21 protein-coding genes are annotated in these 16,491 nt (G+C 66.0%); 10 read left to right on the top strand and 11 right to left on the bottom strand.

The features are described from left to right. The 3 genes from Q7J44_RS23250 to Q7J44_RS03105 form a co-directional block, all read right to left on the bottom strand. On the bottom strand, positions 1-66 hold a 66-nt coding region (locus Q7J44_RS23250; RefSeq protein WP_370692944.1), incomplete at its 3' end, for a hypothetical protein. 649 nt (positions 67-715) lie between these two features. Beyond that, entirely contained in the window at positions 716-1,117 is a 402-nt protein-coding gene (locus tag Q7J44_RS03110) for a type II toxin-antitoxin system MqsA family antitoxin (RefSeq protein WP_304876876.1), read from the bottom strand. 2 nt (positions 1,118-1,119) lie between these two features. Continuing rightward, entirely contained in the window at positions 1,120-1,416 is a 297-nt protein-coding gene (locus tag Q7J44_RS03105; RefSeq protein ID WP_304876875.1) for a type II toxin-antitoxin system MqsR family toxin, read from the bottom strand. A 189-nt stretch (positions 1,417-1,605) separates the two neighbouring features. Here Q7J44_RS03105 and Q7J44_RS03100 point away from each other — a divergent pair, with 189 nt between their 5' ends. Then, complete coding sequence (locus Q7J44_RS03100; RefSeq protein WP_304876874.1) at positions 1,606-2,010, top strand: hypothetical protein; 405 nt, start codon at positions 1,606-1,608, stop codon at positions 2,008-2,010. 33 nt (positions 2,011-2,043) lie between these two features. Here Q7J44_RS03100 and Q7J44_RS03095 read toward each other — a convergent pair whose 3' ends face one another. After that, complete coding sequence (locus Q7J44_RS03095; RefSeq protein WP_304876872.1) at positions 2,044-2,511, bottom strand: EVE domain-containing protein; 468 nt, start codon at positions 2,509-2,511, stop codon at positions 2,044-2,046. A gap of 208 nt (positions 2,512-2,719) precedes the next feature. Here Q7J44_RS03095 and Q7J44_RS03090 point away from each other — a divergent pair, with 208 nt between their 5' ends. Further along, the gene (locus tag Q7J44_RS03090) at positions 2,720-3,262 is read left to right on the top strand and encodes a DUF2889 domain-containing protein (RefSeq protein ID WP_304876870.1); all 543 of its coding nucleotides are present in this window, start codon (positions 2,720-2,722) and stop codon (positions 3,260-3,262) included. Here the strand turns inward: Q7J44_RS03090 and Q7J44_RS03085 are convergent. From Q7J44_RS03085 to Q7J44_RS03075, 3 genes are all read right to left on the bottom strand, one after another. Continuing rightward, entirely contained in the window at positions 3,241-4,437 is a 1,197-nt protein-coding gene (locus Q7J44_RS03085) for a serine hydrolase (RefSeq protein WP_304876868.1), read from the bottom strand. The two genes, Q7J44_RS03090 and Q7J44_RS03085, sit on opposite strands and share 22 nt — an antisense overlap. Before the next feature lie 3 nt (positions 4,438-4,440). Next, positions 4,441-5,463 carry a methionine synthase gene (locus tag Q7J44_RS03080; protein WP_304876866.1) on the bottom strand — a complete coding sequence of 341 codons (1,023 nt, stop codon included), beginning with the start codon at positions 5,461-5,463 and terminating at the stop codon, positions 4,441-4,443. Positions 5,464-5,564: 101 nt separating this feature from the next. Beyond that, a complete protein-coding gene (locus Q7J44_RS03075) occupies positions 5,565-5,801 on the bottom strand; it encodes a hypothetical protein (protein ID WP_304876864.1) in 237 nt (78 codons plus the stop codon). 103 nt (positions 5,802-5,904) lie between these two features. Between Q7J44_RS03075 and Q7J44_RS03070 the strand changes: the two genes are divergently transcribed. After that, positions 5,905-6,846 carry a hypothetical protein gene (locus Q7J44_RS03070; RefSeq protein WP_304876862.1) on the top strand — a complete coding sequence of 314 codons (942 nt, stop codon included), beginning with the start codon at positions 5,905-5,907 and terminating at the stop codon, positions 6,844-6,846. Between the two features lie 502 nt (positions 6,847-7,348). After that, positions 7,349-8,440 (top strand): PQQ-dependent sugar dehydrogenase, encoded by a 1,092-nt coding sequence (locus tag Q7J44_RS03065; RefSeq protein ID WP_304876860.1) that lies wholly within the window; start codon positions 7,349-7,351, stop codon positions 8,438-8,440. 11 nt (positions 8,441-8,451) lie between these two features. Here Q7J44_RS03065 and phnE read toward each other — a convergent pair whose 3' ends face one another. From phnE to Q7J44_RS03045, 4 genes are read right to left on the bottom strand one after another with little or no spacing between them, the layout of a single operon-like run. Next, positions 8,452-9,291, bottom strand: a complete 840-nt coding sequence (gene phnE / locus Q7J44_RS03060; protein ID WP_304876858.1) for a phosphonate ABC transporter, permease protein PhnE — start codon at positions 9,289-9,291, stop codon at positions 8,452-8,454. Then, positions 9,288-10,121, bottom strand: a complete 834-nt coding sequence (locus tag Q7J44_RS03055; RefSeq protein ID WP_304876857.1) for an ABC transporter permease — start codon at positions 10,119-10,121, stop codon at positions 9,288-9,290. The genes phnE and Q7J44_RS03055 overlap by 4 nt, the downstream gene beginning before the upstream one ends. Further along, on the bottom strand, positions 10,121-10,954 hold the full coding sequence (locus tag Q7J44_RS03050; protein ID WP_304876856.1) for a phosphonate ABC transporter ATP-binding protein: 834 nt from the start codon (positions 10,952-10,954) through the stop codon (positions 10,121-10,123). Before Q7J44_RS03050 ends, Q7J44_RS03055 begins: the two co-directional genes overlap by 1 nt. A gap of 18 nt (positions 10,955-10,972) precedes the next feature. Beyond that, positions 10,973-11,848: a putative selenate ABC transporter substrate-binding protein gene (locus Q7J44_RS03045; RefSeq protein ID WP_304876855.1), complete on the bottom strand. Its 876-nt coding sequence runs from the start codon at positions 11,846-11,848 to the stop codon at positions 10,973-10,975. Between the two features lie 275 nt (positions 11,849-12,123). Here Q7J44_RS03045 and senB point away from each other — a divergent pair, with 275 nt between their 5' ends. The 6 genes from senB (at position 12,124) to Q7J44_RS03015 (ending at position 16,297) form a co-directional block, all read left to right on the top strand. After that, a complete protein-coding gene (gene senB, locus Q7J44_RS03040; protein ID WP_304876853.1) occupies positions 12,124-13,470 on the top strand; it encodes a selenoneine biosynthesis selenosugar synthase SenB in 1,347 nt (448 codons plus the stop codon). A 404-nt stretch (positions 13,471-13,874) separates the two neighbouring features. Then, complete coding sequence (locus Q7J44_RS03035) at positions 13,875-14,096, top strand: hypothetical protein (protein ID WP_304876851.1); 222 nt, start codon at positions 13,875-13,877, stop codon at positions 14,094-14,096. A 59-nt stretch (positions 14,097-14,155) separates the two neighbouring features. Further along, positions 14,156-14,617 (top strand): rhodanese-like domain-containing protein, encoded by a 462-nt coding sequence (locus Q7J44_RS03030; RefSeq protein ID WP_304876849.1) that lies wholly within the window; start codon positions 14,156-14,158, stop codon positions 14,615-14,617. After that, on the top strand, positions 14,614-15,321 hold the full coding sequence (locus tag Q7J44_RS03025; protein WP_304876847.1) for a haloacid dehalogenase type II: 708 nt from the start codon (positions 14,614-14,616) through the stop codon (positions 15,319-15,321). The genes Q7J44_RS03030 and Q7J44_RS03025 overlap by 4 nt, the downstream gene beginning before the upstream one ends. A 58-nt stretch (positions 15,322-15,379) precedes the next feature. Beyond that, the gene (locus Q7J44_RS03020; RefSeq protein WP_304876845.1) at positions 15,380-15,730 is read left to right on the top strand and encodes a DUF3147 family protein; all 351 of its coding nucleotides are present in this window, start codon (positions 15,380-15,382) and stop codon (positions 15,728-15,730) included. 279 nt (positions 15,731-16,009) lie between these two features. Beyond that, entirely contained in the window at positions 16,010-16,297 is a 288-nt protein-coding gene (locus Q7J44_RS03015; RefSeq protein WP_304876843.1) for a rhodanese-like domain-containing protein, read from the top strand. Positions 16,298-16,491: the final 194 nt, after the last annotated feature.

Here is a 16,491-nt window from a genome sequence, read left to right as displayed (position 1 = left end):
AGGCGCGCGCCTGAGCTTGCAGGCTATGGCCCTCAAGCTCAGGTTGTGTTCAAGCCAGACTTGCATCAAGGCGCGATCTTCCAGACTCAGATGGGTGTAGGTTTTGGGCATGCAACAGATTCTCCAGGGAGGGTGTTGCACTTGGACTTTGAGCGCGGGCAGGTATTTGCGGGGTATCCCAAAACGATTTGAAGACTTCTATGTTTTCTTCACCGGAAACCTCTTGATCGCAAACTACGTTGCATTCAACGAAGCTCAGACCATTTTGATCAACGATTCTCTGGCCTTGTTGCTCGCACAAGAAGTGGGACAGCCCACGATATGTGGCTCGACCCAGCAATTCGTATACAAGAAGTACCGGCAACTTTGCCCAGCCAGCTGGTTTTCTTGACTCTTTGAGGAGCGCGGATTGAAGAACTTTTTCGTCCTGCAATGCCTTCGTCCATGCGGGTGTTGCGCGGTTTACCGTAGAGGCGGAGACCGCAACAGAATGCCTTCTCAAAAGATCCACGACATGTGCTGCCGTTTCTTCATCTATCGATTTCCACTTTGGAAGACTGGGTGGAACTGAACGTCGAACGTCGTTGAGATTTGCTGTTGGGAAAACTACTGCCGATGCCGTGACCCGCGGACTTCCATCTACCCCCCCGTGTTGGTCTGCCGGCGATATCGACAGCGATGGTGATGCGATTCATTGGTCTATGCAAAAGCTGCTTCAGTTTGTCCGAACTTCACTCAACAACTCCGGATGCCGATCCAGCACCCGCAGCAGTTTCACCAGCGCCAACGGCGGCTTGGTCTTGCCGTTTTCGTAGCGGGAAAATGCGTTCACCCCACCACCGAAAATCTCGGCCGCCTCGCGCTGGTCCAGTGCAAGCTTCTTGCGCACGTGGACGATGAAGGCCGGGTCCACGATGGTGGCGTTCACTTGTTTGTTGAAGTCCAGCATGGCCGCGCTCACGTGGGCGGCGGCCTCAGCGCCCAGAACCACTTCGCCGCAGGCGGGGCAGTAGTCGCCCGGCACGGCCGGGATGGCGGTGGTTTCGCCCTTGTAGGTGTAGGGCATGTCGCGGGTGTCATGCACCAGCTTGGCCGCGCCGCAGGATGGGCATTTCATGTTCAGAGCTCCTTGAAGGATACGATGAGCACGTCGTCAACGACGGTGAGTTTCAGATAAACCTCGCCCGCTGGTGTGGTGGGGCGGTACACGTCTTGCCAGATGCGATGGTCTGCGTGGGTGGTCATGCTTTTGTAGAAATCGGCCGTGGTCAGCACCATCACCACGGCCACGATGCCGTCAAAGTCCAGCCCCAGTGCGGCAGCGCCCGCCAATGCTGAATACGTGGATCTCACCTGGCCAGACGCGACCAGAGCTTTGACCACCTGCAACTTGCAGTGCGGCGTGCTTTTTTCCATGACCAAACCTCCCTGTTCGTAGGGTAACCAGGTTGGTTAAATTTAGCAAGTAGGTTATTGATCCGCGCCGGGCGAGTGAAGATTCAAGATGCTTCGCTGCCTCAAGGCTTCCGACCATGTGAGAGACTGCAAAGCCCCCAGAACACACAAAGCCCTGCACACCCCATGTCCGATTGGAAACACCAGCAAATGATCAAAGCATCGGGTTGGCCGCTGGCCCCCGAGCAGCTTGCGCCCGACGCCAACTTCACCGCCCGGCTTGAAGGCGGGCTGGTGCCTTTGCATTGGGCCTGCCTGGGGGGCAAGGCCGGTGTGCTCAAGTACATGATCGAACACGGCGCCAACGTCCACGACCAGACCGAGAGCGGGCAGGGCATGCTGGAACTTGCGGTGCAGTCCAGGAGTTTTCAAACCGTGATGCTGGTGATCGACCAGCTCAAGACCACCGCTGCAGCGCCACCCAGCGAGGCGCTGAAAAAGCGGCTGGCGGCGGCGTTCAGCGACGGCCACCCCAATTCCCGCAACCGCCTGCAGCAAGCGCTTCGGGACTGGGAGCGTGTCGCGAAAACGGTGCCTGCGTCTCGCCTGACCTGATGGGCGAAAAAGTTGCTGTGCTTTGGGGTGCGGTCAGGCGCCCACCAGCCGCTGGGTGATGAAGTGCCAGTGTTCGGCGCTCACGGGTGTGATGGACAGGCGGCTGCCGCGCTGCAGCACCACCATGTCGGCCAGCTCGGGCGTGGCGCGCAGTTCGGGCAAGCCGATCAGCCGGGTTTTCTTCAGGGCTTGCACGTCCAGCAACAGCCAGCGCGGCTTGTCGGCGGGTGACTTGGCGTCAAAGTAGGGTGAAGCGGGGTCGAACTGTGTCGGGTCAGGCCGGGTGCTTGACGCCACCTGCGCCAGACCCGCGATGCCCGGCTCAGGGCAGCTGGAGTGGTAGAACAGCACGCCGTCACCGACCTGCATGGCGTCGCGCATGAAGTTGCGGGCCTGGTAGTTGCGCACGCCGTTCCAGGATACGGTGGCGTTGGGGGCGGCCAGCGCGTCGTCGATCGAGCATTCGTCCGGCTCGGATTTCATCAACCAGTAGTGGGGCATGGTGTGCAGGCACCGCTGCGGTGTGGAAATGGCTGGGGTTGTTCGCGGCTGTCTGCCCAGTGTGCCATCCTGGGGCCCGCGTGCGCAGGACCTTGGCGTAGAAAGCCACATTGCACGCCCTCGTGCTGAATCACGGAAAATCAACGTTTGCGTTGTTTTTTACCGAGGTTCCGTTTTGCCATTGCCCACTCCCCAGCCCCGCAAACCCATGCACACCCGCCGCGTCGAATACCGGGGGTTTCAGCGCGACGACGGTCGGTGGGACATTGAAGGCGAAATGCACGACAGCAAGCCCCACGCGATCGAAATTGAAGGCGAGGGCGAATGGGCGCCGCATGAAGCCATCCACCACATGCACATCCGCGTGACGCTGGACGACGACATGGTGATCCGCGACATCGCGGTGGCCATGGACGCCCACCCACACGACCCATGCCCCCAGGCCATGCCGCCCATGCAGGGCCTCATTGGCGAGACGCTGGGCCGTGGCTGGCGCAAAACCATCGAGCGCCACCTGGGCGGCGTGCAGGGCTGTACCCACCTGCGCGAGTTGCTGTTCAACCTGGCCACGGTGGCATTTCAAACCCGTTCGGCCTCGTTCGCGCCACCCGCCGACGGCCGACCGCCCATGCACCTGGGCCAGTGCCTGGCCTGGGACTTCAACGGGCCGGTGGTGGAAAAGGTGTACCCCATGTTTTTCCGCTGGCAGCCGCCAGCGAAACCATCGACTCAGTCCACCAGCGCCGCGTAGGCCAGTGTGCGAAACAGCAGGCGGTAGTGGTCGCGCTGGTTGGGGGCTTGTGTCATCAGGATGCCGAAGAAGTCCGCTGCCGGGTCTACAAAGAAGGAGGTGCCCGCGATGCCGCCCCAGTGGTAGGTGCCCACCGAGCCGGGCATGGCGGCCACGCCGGTGGCGGTGCGCACCGCAAAGCCCAGGCCAAAGCCGTGGCCGGGCGGCAGCAGCGGGTCGCGGCTGGGGAGTCTGCCCAAGTGGTCGGCGGTCATGAACTGCACCGTTCGTGGCCCCAGCAGGCGCGCGCCGTCCAGCTCACCCCCGTTCAGCAGGCACTGCAAAAAACGCGCGTAGTCGGCGGCGGTGGACATCAGCCCGCCGCCCCCGCTTTCCAGGGCAGGCGTTTGGCGCGGGTCCAGCACGCGCAGCGGCACGCCGCCGTCGGGGTCGTAGGCAAAGGGTTCGGCGATCCGGCCGTGGTCGGCCTTGGGCACCACAAACGCAGTGTCCACCATGCCCAGCGGCTCAAAAATGCAATCGCGCAGGTGCTGGCCCAGCGTCTGCCCGGTGAGCACTTCCACCAGCCGGCCCAGCACGTCGGTGGCGCGGCTGTAGGCCCATTCGGTGCCCGGTTGCCGGAACAAGGGCAGGGCCGCCAGGGTGCGGCTGAACTCGGCGTTGCTGCGCTCGCGTGAACCCAGCTGGGCCTGCGCGTAGCGCTGCTGCACGGGGCCCACGCCCAGAAATTCGTAAGTGAGCCCGGCGGTGTGGCGCAGCAGGTCTTGCACAGTGGCGGGTTGGGCCGCCGGCTGCAGTTGCAGCCCGTCGGGTGTTTCCACCCCCACCTGTTGGCCGCTGAACTCGGGCAGGTGCTTGGCCACCGGGTCGCTCAGCAGCAGGCGACCTTGCTCCACCAGCATCATCACCGCCACCGACACCACGGGCTTGGTCATGGAATAAATGCGGAACACCGCGTTGCGGGCCATGGCCGCACCGGTGGCCGGGTCGCGCTGGCCCAGGCTCTCAAACAGCGCCACGCGGCCGTGCCGCGCCAGCAGCACCACCGCACCGGGCAGCCGGCCGCGGTCCACCTCGGCTTGCAGCACTTGCACCAGCCGCTGGGTGCGTTCGGGGCACAGGCCCAGGTCGGTGGGTTCGGCTCTGGGCAGCGGGCCAGGCAGCGGGGTGGGCATGGGTCAGTCTCCGTAGCGCTGGCGGGCCAGGGCAGCGCCTTGGGCCAGGGCGTCCAGCTTGGCCAGCGCCACCTCGCGGCTCATGGGGGCCAGGCCGCAGTTGGTGCAGGCGATCAGGTGTTTTCTGGGCACGTACTGCAGCGCCAGGCCAATCGTGTCGGCCACCTGTTCGGGCGTTTCAATCACGTCGCTGGCCACGTCGATCACGCCCACCATCACGTCCTTGCCTTCCAGCAGCTTCATCAGGTCGGGCGGCACATGCGAGTGAAAACACGCCAGGCTCACCTGCTGGATGCTGCTCTTGGCCAGCGCCGGAAACACCTGTTCGTACTGGCGCCACTCTTCGCCCAAGGTCTGTTTCCAGTCCACGTTGGCCTGGATGCCGTAGCCGTAACAAATGTGCACGGCGGTGGTGCAGGTCAGTCCTTGCGCGGCGCGTTCCAGCGCCTTCACGCCCCAGTCGGCGGCCTCGGCCATGTACACGTTGAAGGCCGGTTCGTCGAACTGGATGATGTCCACCCCGTCGGCCTGCAGCGCCAGCGCTTCCTGGTTCAGCAGCTCGGCAAAGGCCATGGCCATCTGCACCTTGTCGCCGTAAAAGCGGTCGGCCACGGTGTCGACAATCGTCATGGGTCCGGGCAGGGTGAATTTGAGTTTCTTTTTGGTGTGGGCGCGGGCCAGTTGGGCTTCAAACGCGTGCACCCGGCCCTTCAGGCGCAGCGGCGCCACCACCTGCGGCACCATGGCGTCGTAGCGGTTGTTGCGGATGCCCATCTTGACCTTGTTCTCAAAGTCGATGCCGTCCACCCGCTCCAGAAAGCCGTGCACAAAATGCTGGCGCGCCTGCTCGCCGTCGCCCACCACGTCCAGCCCGGCGTCTTCCTGCACCTTGATCCACAGGAGCGTGGCGTCGGCCTTGGCTTGCTGCAGTTCGGCGCCTTGCGCCTTCCACTGCGGCCAGAGCTTTTCGGTCTCGGCCAGCCAGGCGGGTTTGGGCAGGCTGCCGGCAATCGCGGTGTCGAACATGGGGTGTCTCCCGTTGTGGCGGGGTCGGTTCAGTGGCTTCTTCCGCTGAACCAGCGCAGGCTGACCGTGCGGGCGCACCGGGTGCGCCCGCACGCCGGGGTTTACAAACCCAGGATCTTCTTGGCGTCTGCCAGCGCCTTCATGGACGCGGTGTGCTCACCCGCTTTGTGCAAACGCTCGCCGTCGCTGCGCAGCGACGCCACTTTTTCCAGATCCGCTGCAGCCAGGGCGGGCTTGGACAACAGCTTGGCATCGATGGCTTTCATTTCGCCGGGGCAACCGTGCGCCATGGCGGCACCTGAAAACACCAGCGCGCAAGACAACCATAATTTCTTCATGACAATACTCCAACACAGCCAGAACATGCTGGCTTGCGCATTGTTTCCAGTTGCCCGCATGGACGCCAGGGGCGGGCAATTGCCCCCTGTGGTGTGGGGGTGAATGCGGGTGACTGTCTTGCGCGTGCCACAGCCGCAAAAGCTGCCGCACGACAATGCGCACATGGCCATACCGATCAATTCCGACACCGTGCACACGCCCCCCGTCCCTTCTGCCACCGTGATGGTGGTGCGCGATGGTCCCGGCGGGCTGGAGGTGCTGCTGGTGCGCCGGCATGGCAATTCGGGCGTGCTGGGCGGGGTGCATGTGTTTCCTGGTGGCAAGCTGGACATGGGCGACCAGCAGGTGGGCCCCTCCGCGCTGGACCAACCAGCGGCCGCGTTGGTGCAGTCGCTGGGTGAACCGGGTCTGGACCTGAGCACTGCCCTGGGCCTGCACGTGGCCGCGCTGCGCGAAACGTTCGAAGAGTGCGGCCTGCTGCTGGGCCAACCGGGTGCTGTGCCGGGCCTGGTGCAGCAGGTTCGAGCGCACACACGCGCAGGCACCGGTTTTGTTGCGGCGCTGCAGCAACTGGGTTTGCCACTGGCAGCGTCTTGCCTGCTGCCGTGGTCGCGCTGGATCACGCCGCGCGTGCCATCAATCACCAACAAGCGCTTCGACACCCGTTTTTTTGTGGCCCCCGCACCGCACGGTCAAGTCGCTGAGCACTGTACCTTTGAAGCCACCGAAGCCGTGTGGATGGCACCTCGCACCGGGCTGGAACGCTACTGGGCCGGTGAAATCGAACTGGCACCGCCGCAGATCATGACGCTGAGCCAGTTCAGCCGGCTGCGCAGCGTGGCCCAAGTGCTGGCTGCTGCCCGCAGTCGCCCGCCGGCCTTGATCGCGCCCGAGTCGTTTGACGAAGATGGCTGCCGCGTGATCTGTTACCCCGGCGATCCGCGCCACAGCGTGCCGGAGCGGGTGTGGGCCGGTCCCACGCGGCTGACCTACCGCAACCAGCGGTTTGAGGCCGACGGCGGGCTGACCGCGCTGCTGGGCTGAAGGCCCGGGGATTCCTGGGGCACGTCGCCTGTCTTCCGGCGTGTCCTCGGAGCGGGGGCTGTCCAGCGTTGAGGGATCCCGCGGTCTGTCAACGCACAGACGTGCAGGGTTCGCCATTGCAGGCCAGGCTTCATCACGATCAAGCCGATGCTGCCCTTGTGACACAGAACCACGACTGATCTCCGGCCCCGAGCAGTCAGAAGCCCCTCACCCCAAGCCGCTTCGGCAAGCGGAACAGGGCGTGATGACAAAACCGGGCCGAATCAATAGTGAAAAGGGCCAGCCTTGTTCGAAGGCCGTCCCAGCGCCTGATCCGGCCTCTGCGCCGCGGACGGGTGGTTTTTGTCGGGGCGCCCGGGAACCTGGTGCGCACTGGCGCATCCAGCGGTAAGCTGCTCAGGTGCAACCCAAGGAGAAACCCATGCCGAACTTGCCTGTCGCTGCCCGGTCACCGGCGCAGCCACCATCCCATCAAGGGCCGGTACTTGTTGGTGCCGTCGTATTGGCGGGCTTGCTGTCCTGGGGCACCGCGCAGGCCCAGTCCGCGCGCGTCACCACCGAGGTGGTGGCCAGCGGCCTGCAAAACCCCTGGGCGGTGGCCTTTGTGGGCGACGGCCGCATGCTGGTGACCGAGCGGCCCGGTCGCCTGCGCGTGGTGGCGCCCAACGGCACGCTGGGTGAGCCCGTGGCAGGCCTGCCCGCTGTGGACGCGGTGGGGCAGGGCGGCCTGCTGGACCTGATCACCGACCGCGACTTTGCCCGCAACCGCACGCTGTACTTTTGTTACAGCGAACCGGCGGCACAAGGCAGCGGCAACTCCACGGCGCTGGCCTCAGCCCGCCTGTCTGCCGATGCCACCCGGCTGGAAAACGTGAAAGTCATCTTCAGCCAGCAGCCCAAGGTCAGCAGCCGGCTGCATTTTGGCTGCCGCATGGTGCAAGCGGCAGACGGCAGCCTGTTTCTGACCCTGGGTGACCGCTACCAGCGCATGAACGACGCCCAGACGCTGGACAACCACCATGGCAAGGTGGTACGTGTGCGGCCCGATGGCAGTGCGCATCCCGACAACCCGTTTCGCAACCGACCCGGCGCTCTGCCGGAAATCTGGAGCCTGGGCCACCGCAACCCGCAAGGCGCCGCGCTGGGCCCTGACGGCCGCCTGTGGATCAGCGAGCACGGGCCACAGGGCGGCGACGAAATCAACCGTCCCGAGTCGGGGAAAAACTACGGCTGGCCTGTGATCACCTACGGTGAAAACTACGGCGGCGGCACCATTGGCCAGGGCCTCACGGAAAAGACCGGCATGGAACAGCCGGTTCACCAATGGACACCGTCCATCGCGCCTGCGGGCATGGCGTTTGTGACCAGCGAACGCTATGGCAAAGCCTGGCAGGGCAGTTTGCTGGTGGGGGCGCTCAAGTTTCGCTACCTGGCCCGCCTGGAACTGGACGGCGCCCGCGTGGTGAAGGAGGACAAGCTGCTGCCCGACCTGGGCCGTCGCGTGCGCGACGTACGTGAAGGGCCGGATGGTTTCATCTACCTGCTGACGGATGAGCGCAATGGCCAACTGCTTCGCCTGGTGCCCAGCCGCTGAGGCAGGACCTGTCAGCGCGTGAGCAGGCGGCGCGACGTGTGGCTGGCGGCGTCCACCACCGCCACCATGAGCAGCATGGCGGCCAAAATGGTGGCGGTTTTGTTCATCTGAAACAGGCCCATGTGAAACGCCAGCAACTGGCCCAGCCCGCCCGCGCCCACCACACCCAGCACGGCGGCGGCGCGGATGTTGTTTTCCCAGCGGTACAGGGTGTAGCTCATCAACTGCGGCAGCACCTGCGGCAAGGTGGCGTAAACGAACACCCGGAAATTGCCCACGCCTTGCACCCGCAGGGCGGCGCCGGGGCCGGGCGGTGTGTTTTCAATGGCTTCGGCAAACAGCCGCCCCAGCACGCCGGTGGTGTGAAAGGCGAGCGCCAGCGTGCCGGCAAAAGGGCCCAGCCCGGCGGAAATGAGCAGCAGCGCCGCCCACACCAGCTCAGGGATGCTGCGCAGCGCGTTGAGCACCAGGCGGGTGGGCGCGCGGCCCCAGGCGGTGTCGTCCTGGTGCAGACGGCTGGCCGGCAGCGCCAGTGCCAGCCCGGCCACGGCAGCCAGCAGCGTACCCAGGGCCGACATGGCCAGTGTTTCCCAGGCCCCCAGTGCCACCTTGCTGAGAAACTCGGGCGAGGTGTCGGGCGGGGCAAACTCCGCCAGAAAGCGGCCCATGCTTCGCGCGGCTTCCACCGAAAAGAACTGGCCCCACTGCAGGTCCAGCGACCAGAAGCTGGCCACCACCAACACCAGCAGGCCCACCACAAACCAGCAGGCCTTGCAGCGCGCGTCAAACAGCGGCGGTGGCAGTTTGTAGGTGTCGTTGGCGGCACGGGGTTGTGTGCGGGCTTGGGTCATCCGAGTGCTTTCCTGAGCCACGCGCTCACCCGGTCGGCCAGCGCCACCAGCGCGATGAACACCAGCAGCATGCTGGCCACTTCGCCGCCTTCAAACATTTTCATGGAGTTGTCCAGTTGCTGCCCCAGGCCACCCGCGCCCACAAAACCCAGCACCACCGAACTGCGGATGGCGCATTCCCAGCGGTACACGGTGTAGCTGGTGAGCTCGGCGGCGCTGGTGGGCAGCAGGCCGTAAAAAAACGCCTGCAGGCGCCCGCTGCCGTTGCGCAGCAGCGTTTCGGTGGCGTGGGTTTCGCCGCTTTCCAGAATCTCGCCATACACCTTGCCCAGCATGCCGCCGTAGGTGAGGGCAATGGCGAGCACACCGGCCGTGGGCCCCAGGCCCACCACCCGCACAAACACCAGCGCCCACACCAGCTCGGGGATGCTGCGCAACACAATGAGCAGCCAGCGCACGCTTTGGCGCAGCCCGTAAGGCCCGCGCGCCATGCGGCCAGAGAGCGCCGAGATGGACAGCACCCGCGTGTTGAGCAGCGTGAGCGGCACCGCCAGCACCAGCGCCAGCGTGACGCCTGCGGTGGCCATGGCCACGGTGCGCCAGGTTTCGCGCGCCACCATGGTCATGAATTCGGCATCAAAAACCAGCGGCCAGAAACTGCCAATGAACTGCGCGCTGATCTTGATGTTGTCAGGCTCCAGCAGCACCCACGGCTTGAACTCGGTGGCCACGCCCAGCGGCCACAACAGCACCAGGCACAGGCTTAGCCAAAACACGCGGCCCAGCCAGGCGGGGTCGCGGGTGGGGGCACGACGCAGGGCTTGGTCCATCAACGGCAGTGCATCACCACGGGTTGTGGTGTGGGGGCTTCGTCGGGAACGGCGGCGCTCATTTCACCCCGCAACTCGTGTTCAAACTGGTCGTACAGCCGGGCCAGGCGGTCGCGCGTGACTTCGGCGGCCGGCAGGTCAAAGGCCAGGGCACCGTCGCGCAAGCCAATGATGCGCGGGAAGTGCGCCAGCGCCACGTCCACCTGGTGCAGGGTGGCCACCAGGGTGGTGCCGCGTTCGCGTGCGCCCGCCAGCAAGGTGGCCATGGCTTGACGTGAGCGGGTGGGGTCGAGGGCCGACAACGGCTCGTCAATCAGCCACAGCCGGGCCGGTGCGAGCAGCGCCCGCGCCAGGCCCACGCGCTGGCGTTCGCCGCCTGAGAGGCGGTCAACCCGCTCAAACAGTTTGTTGGCCAGGTCAAACCGGTCCAGCGCGTCAAAAGCGGCGGGTATGTCGCTGGGGTAAAACAGCGAGCGCAGGCTGGCCAGCAAACCCATGGCCGGCAAGCGCCCGGCCAGCACTGCCGTGACCACACGCTGGCGCGGCGGCAGCGGCGGCACCTGCGGCGCCAGAAACAGCCCGCCGCGTAGGCGCTGCAAAGCGCTGCGCGGCAGTTGCCAGGGGTTTACGCCGTCCAGCGTGAGCGTGCCTGCCGTGGGCGGCATGGCGCAGGCCAGCACCTGCAGCAGCGTGGTTTTCCCAGCGCCCGACGGGCCGATGATGGCCGCCTGTTCGCCAGCGCGGAATTGAAGGCTCAGGGCCTTCAGCGCGGGCGCAGCACCTGGGCGTGCGGCAGGGTGGCGCGCGCTGGCGCCCAGCAGTTCAATCTTCAAACCGGGCTCCGCGACCGTTTACAGCAGGCCGGCGCTGCGGGCCGCGGCTTCCAGACCTTTGTAGTTCGACGGCTGGGTGGCGATGTAGCGGGTGGCGCGGTTGAGCCGCAGAATTTCGGCGTGCTCGGGGTTGGCCGGGTCCAGCGCCAGCAGGGCGGCTTTCACCTTGGCCTGCATGTCGGCGGGCATGTCGGCGTGCACCGACCAGTTGTAATTGAAGTAACCCGGTGTGGTGAAGAACACGTTCACCGCCTGGGTGTCCACCCGCTTCTCGTTCACAAACTTGCGCCACACCGTGATGTCCAGCGCAGCAGCGTCCACCTTGCCGCTCACCACCGAGGCAATGGTCGCGTCGTGCGCGCCGCTGTAGGCGATGCGGCGGAAGTCTTTTTCGGGGTTGATGTTGGCTTCCAGCAGGTAGCTGCGGGGCATGAGGTGGCCTGAGGTGCTGCTTTGTGAGCCAAAGCTGATCTGCTTGCCTTTCATGTCGGCCAGGGTTTTGATGCCCGAGTCCGTCTTGGCGATGAACACCGACTGGAACCTGGTGTCTTCTTCGCGTTGGGCCAGCGGCACGATCTTGCCGCCCGAGCGCAGGTTGGCCTGCACAAAGGTGAAGCCGCCAAACCACACCAGGTCCACCTTTTTGTTCACCAGCGTTTCCACGGCGGCAGGGTAGTCGCTCACCGGGGTGAATTCGACCTTCATGCCCAGCGCCTTTTCCAGGTAGTTGGCCAGCGGGGTGAACTTGCGCACCTGCTCGGTGGCCGCTTCTTCGGGAATGGTGGTGACGCGGAAGACGCTTTGCGCCTGGGCCAGGCCGGTGAAGGCGGTGCCTGCGGCGAGCACGGCGCAGGTCAAGAGTGCGCGTTTGGTGTGGGAGAAGGTGGCTTGCATGGGTATCCGATAAATAGGGATAAGGGGCATGTATTAAACCGCGCCCCAGCCACGCTGTGGTCTTGAGGGGCCTTGGGGACATGCCCCGGCACGAAAAGCCCAGCCCATTCGCCAGCGTTCCGATGCCGCGCTGGGTTGTCACGCCAACAGCGCTCTGCGCCCACGCAACCCGACCCTGCACCCATGCACCATCCATCCGTTGCCCCCTCTTTTGTGCAGTTGCACCAGACCAAGAACGCCGCTGTGCGCGACAGCTGCCAGCCGGCGCGGTGCTGATGGATCTGGGCGCGGGCAGCTGCGCCCAGGCGCCCAGCCTGTTTGCGGTGTTGCGGCCGGCCGCTGGTGAGGCAGTGGACATTTCGGTGGACGACCTGCGCGGCGCCATGAACCCGTTGCAGCAGTGCCACACCGGCCCGCCCATGCTGGGCCTGGCCCTGGACTTTTCTGCCGGGCTGGCTTTGCCGCCACCCGCCACCGATGGGCTGCTCAGGGTTTGGCCAGCGCCCAGCGCGGCCTCGCAGGCGTCCAGCTGCGCCGGCGTGTGTGCCCGTGCGTCGGCCCGCACCACCGTGCAGGCACAGCGGGCTTGTTCGACGGGCAGGCTGCGCTCAGCCACAATGTCTGACACTGCTGCACCCATGAAAAAACCTTCGCTTTGTATCGTCACGCCGTCCCTTGCCGACGGCAACAACGGCAACTGGCAGACCGCCCGCCGGTGGGCGCGTTGGCTGGCGGGCCACCATCGGGTGCGCTTGGCCAAACAATGGCCTGATGGCCCCACGGTCGATGACGGTACGGACATTCTGCTGGCACTGCACGCACGCCGCTCGGCCGCTTCGGTGGCCGCCTGGGCACAGGCCCACCCGGGCAGACCGCTGGTGCTGGCGCTCACCGGCACCGACCTTTACCGCGACATTGCCACCGATGCCAGCGCCCAGCAGTCGCTGGCGCTGGCGCACCGCCTTGTCGTGCTGCAAGAGCAGGGGCCGCAAGCGCTGCCCGAAGCGCTGCGCAACAAGTGCCAGGTGGTGTTTCAGTCCAGCACCGCGCGCCATACACTGCCCAAAACCCACGCCCACCTGCGCACGGTGATGGTGGGCCACCTGCGTGAAGAAAAATCGCCGCAAACCCTGTTTGAGGCCGCGCGCCTGATCCAGCCCGGCGAGGGCATTTACCTGGACCACGTCGGCCAGGCGCTGGACCCGGCCCTGGGTGACGCCGCGCGCCAGACCCAGCGCGACTGCCTGCATTACCGCTGGCTCGGCGGGCAGCCGCACGCCGCCACACGCGGGCGCATCCAGCGTGCCCATCTGCTGGTGCACCCCAGCCGCATGGAAGGGGGTGCCCACGTCATCATGGAAGCGGTGTTGGGTGGCACGCCGGTACTGGCCTCGCGTGTGCCCGGCAACGTGGGCATGCTCGGCAGCGGTCACTGTGGCTACTTTCCGTTCGGTGACGCCGCTGCCCTGGTGGCCCTGTTGCGCGCCTGTCGCGCCGGTCAGACAAGACCCGACGGTGGCCTGCTCGCCGTGCTGCACGCGCAAAGCTCGGCCAGAGCGCCGCTGTTCGAACCGGAGGCCGAACGGGACGCCTTGCTGGCCTTGTTGAAGGCGTTGCGGTGAGTGCCGGCAGCGGCGGCACGCCACCCGGGCAGACGCCCGACACCCCGCAGCCCAACGTTCATGCGCTGCGCAGGTGTGCCCCCAAGCCATCGACTCGGTTGAAACCTTCCATGGCCTGCGCCCTACGAGGCTGTGATGTTGTGTATTTGCCGTGCAATCGGGTGGCACAGCCGGCCACAGACATGGTGAGTGCCCCGCGACGGCGCCTGCGTCCTCATGCGGGGATGCTCCTGGCCGGAGGGTGGCGTCGTGCGCCCGGGCGCCGGGACAAACTGACCACCCGGATCAGCGCTGCGAACGGAAGGCGCTGGAATACAGGGGGGCTCCTGTGCTTCAATGCGTCGTATGCTGCCCACCCGTCACCGCCGGTGCCGGGGTCTGGTGGCACCGCAGGAGAAACACCCATGAATTCGATCAAGCTCGTTGCGCTGCTTTTTATTGCCGCTGGGGTGCTGGCGCTGGCTTACGGGGGTTTCAGCTACACCAAGGACTCCACGGCGGTGAAGCTCGGACCCCTGGAGCTCACGGTTCAGGAGAAGAAGACGGTCAACATTCCCCTTTGGGCGGGCATTGGGGCCATTGTGGTGGGCGGCGCCTTGCTGCTGGTGGGCAGCAAGCGCGGTTGAGGTGTGCCGCGGCCCGGGCAGTCACAGCCCGAGCGGCTGCAACCAGAGGGGGCTTGTCCATGAAGCACTGTGCCGACCAGATCGCCGAAGACCTGGCGGAGGTGAGGGAAATCTTGCTTTGGGAGCTGGCCGACCGGCTGCAGCAGCACCGGCCACCGCTGCTGCTGGGCATTCGCGAGCCGCACCAGTCTGATGCACCTCACATCGCCGGTTCGAACAGCGTGCCGTGCGGTGGGCTGGAAGCGGCCTGCGACGGGGATTGCGGGGACACCGTCCCCAGGTTGTCGGGTCGCCACGAGTGCGGGATCGTGGTGCTCTGCCGGTCGGGCAACCGCAGCATGCGGGCCGACACAAGGCCGTGCCCGGGTTGCCTGCAGGCGTTTTCGCTCAGGACCGGCGTGCGCGGCGGGAACGATTTCGAGCAGCCTCTGGTGGATCGCGCCGGTGCGACACGCGGACCCCGACCGGGCCGTTCCCACGCAAGCGCGCGCCGCAGCTCCTGTGTGAAGGTATGGCCATGAACCGCGTGCGTGTCCTTGCTTTCGACATCTTCGGCACCGTGGTGGACTGGCACGGCAGCATCGTGCGCGAGGTGTCGGCGTTGTATCCGCAGGTGGATGCGAATGCCTTCGCGCTGGCCTGGCGCGCCGGCTACAGGCCCGCCATGGCCCGTGTGATGTCGGGCGAACTGGGCTGGACACGCATCGACGAGCTGCACCGCCTGATCCTCAACGGGTTGCTGCCGCGCTTTGGGCTGGGCCATCTGGACGAGCACCAGCGCCGGCACCTCAATCGCGTGTGGCACCGGCTCGACCCCTGGCCCGATGCGGTGGCCGGCCTCACCCGCCTGAAAACGCGGCACATCGTCTGCACGCTGTCCAACGGCAACATCGGCCTGCTGACCGACATGGCCAAGCGCGCCGGCCTGCCGTGGGATTGCATTCTCTCGGCCGAGGTGTTTCGTGCCTACAAGCCCGACCCGCGCACCTACCTGGGTGTGGCCGGTGTCTTTGATGCAGCTCCGGCCGAGGTCATCCTGGTGGCTGCCCACCAGGATGACCTGGACGCCGCCCGCGCCTGCGGGCTGGCCACGGCCTACATCGAGCGGCCGCTGGAATTCGGCGCGTCGCAGCCCCGGGAGCTGTCACCCGACCCGGCCAATACGCACCATGCGCGCGACCTGCTGCACCTGGCCGACCTGCTGGCTTGTCCGGCGCCGGCCTGAGCGCCGGGGTGGCAAGCGGCATCTCATCTGCTGGACTCAGACGGAAGGCCTTTCAACCATGTGGCAATACACCGCGAAAGTCGCGATCTCGGCACTGCTGATCGTCGCCATTGCCGAAATCGCCAAGCGCAGCGCCTTCTGGGCTGCGGCGTTGGCTTCGCTGCCGGTCACCTCGCTGCTGGCCTTCGTCTGGCTGCAGCTGGACACCGGTGACGCCGGGCAGATCGCATCCCTGTCGCTGAACATCTTCTGGCTCGTGCTGCCTTCGCTGGTCCTGTTCCTCGTCTTGCCGCTGCTGCTGCGTGCCGGCTGGTCGTTCTGGCCGAGTCTGGCGCTGGCGTCGGTGGCCACGGCGGCGGCTTACGGTGCCATGGTCTGGGTGCTGGCCCGCGTGGGCTGGGCGGCATAGCCGGTGTGTCCGACGGCGTGAGCGAATGGCAGGTCGCGAACCGGCCGCTGGAAAGCTGGGGCTGGGCCATGAACGCCATCGGAACCTGGGGGATGGCCCACGAGCCGCAGATCCGCACGTGATGGTGCACGCCGTTCCCGCGCTGTGGCGGCCACACCGACCCGCACGCGGTGGCGCTCGCGGCCTTCACCGCCGCCAGCCTGTTGCTGGCGCCTGCCGTCCATGCCGACAGGCAGGCCCCTATGCCGCCAGTTCGAATGCGTCGACCACGGCGGCGGCGTGATTTTTGCCGAGCAAATTCCGGCCGACGCGTGGAAAAAGATGACCGTCATTGGCGCCCGCGATGCCGGTCAGTTTGCCAAGGGCCACATTCCCGGCGCCATCAACCTGGACTGGCGCCAGGTGCTGGCCAAGCGCAACACCGGTTCATTCTCGGCCCAGGCCGGTTTCGCACTGCGCGTGGCGGGCAGGGACAATCTGCGCAGCTTGCAGGGCGGCATGGAACAGTGGAAGGCCCAGGGTGGTTTCGATGCTGCGGCCAAGGCCACCGCGCCGGCCAAGTACTGAACGGGGCCGGGCAGGTCGGGCGTCCGGCAGCGACGCCTTGATCTGCCGGATGGCCGACACGTCGCCCAGGAAAACCTGCAGCACGTCCTTCGCTTGCTGCGACAGCTCGGGGCTCTCCAGCAGCTGCATCTTCTTCACGATCAGCTCCAGCGCCTCGGCCAGGTGCCCGATCTGCTGGGGGCGTGTCCGAATTT

This window comes from Pseudotabrizicola sp. (assembly GCF_030656345.1).
Lineage (GTDB): Bacteria > Pseudomonadota > Alphaproteobacteria > Rhodobacterales > Rhodobacteraceae > Pseudotabrizicola.
This window is presented reverse-complemented; position numbering and strand designations above follow the sequence as displayed.

Excerpts from the sequence above, each read along its gene's own strand:
- Q7J44_RS03110 (WP_304876876.1), bottom strand. The coding sequence starts at position 1,117 with ATGAAATGCCCATCCTGCGGCGCGGCCAAGCTGGTGCATGACACCCGC.
- Q7J44_RS03105 (WP_304876875.1), bottom strand. The coding sequence starts at position 1,416 with ATGGAAAAAAGCACGCCGCACTGCAAGTTGCAGGTGGTCAAAGCTCTG.
- Q7J44_RS03100 (WP_304876874.1), top strand. The coding sequence starts at position 1,606 with ATGATCAAAGCATCGGGTTGGCCGCTGGCCCCCGAGCAGCTTGCGCCC.
- Q7J44_RS03095 (WP_304876872.1), bottom strand. The coding sequence starts at position 2,511 with ATGCCCCACTACTGGTTGATGAAATCCGAGCCGGACGAATGCTCGATC.
- Q7J44_RS03090 (WP_304876870.1), top strand. The coding sequence starts at position 2,720 with ATGCACACCCGCCGCGTCGAATACCGGGGGTTTCAGCGCGACGACGGT.
- Q7J44_RS03085 (WP_304876868.1), bottom strand. The coding sequence starts at position 4,437 with ATGCCCACCCCGCTGCCTGGCCCGCTGCCCAGAGCCGAACCCACCGAC.
- Q7J44_RS03080 (WP_304876866.1), bottom strand. The coding sequence starts at position 5,463 with ATGTTCGACACCGCGATTGCCGGCAGCCTGCCCAAACCCGCCTGGCTG.
- Q7J44_RS03075 (WP_304876864.1), bottom strand. The coding sequence starts at position 5,801 with ATGAAGAAATTATGGTTGTCTTGCGCGCTGGTGTTTTCAGGTGCCGCC.
- Q7J44_RS03070 (WP_304876862.1), top strand. The coding sequence starts at position 5,905 with ATGCGGGTGACTGTCTTGCGCGTGCCACAGCCGCAAAAGCTGCCGCAC.
- phnE (WP_304876858.1), bottom strand. The coding sequence starts at position 9,291 with ATGACCCAAGCCCGCACACAACCCCGTGCCGCCAACGACACCTACAAA.
- Q7J44_RS03055 (WP_304876857.1), bottom strand. The coding sequence starts at position 10,121 with ATGGACCAAGCCCTGCGTCGTGCCCCCACCCGCGACCCCGCCTGGCTG.
- Q7J44_RS03045 (WP_304876855.1), bottom strand. The coding sequence starts at position 11,848 with ATGCAAGCCACCTTCTCCCACACCAAACGCGCACTCTTGACCTGCGCC.
- senB (WP_304876853.1), top strand. The coding sequence starts at position 12,124 with ATGGATCTGGGCGCGGGCAGCTGCGCCCAGGCGCCCAGCCTGTTTGCG.
- Q7J44_RS03035 (WP_304876851.1), top strand. The coding sequence starts at position 13,875 with ATGAATTCGATCAAGCTCGTTGCGCTGCTTTTTATTGCCGCTGGGGTG.
- Q7J44_RS03030 (WP_304876849.1), top strand. The coding sequence starts at position 14,156 with ATGAAGCACTGTGCCGACCAGATCGCCGAAGACCTGGCGGAGGTGAGG.
- Q7J44_RS03025 (WP_304876847.1), top strand. The coding sequence starts at position 14,614 with ATGAACCGCGTGCGTGTCCTTGCTTTCGACATCTTCGGCACCGTGGTG.
- Q7J44_RS03020 (WP_304876845.1), top strand. The coding sequence starts at position 15,380 with ATGTGGCAATACACCGCGAAAGTCGCGATCTCGGCACTGCTGATCGTC.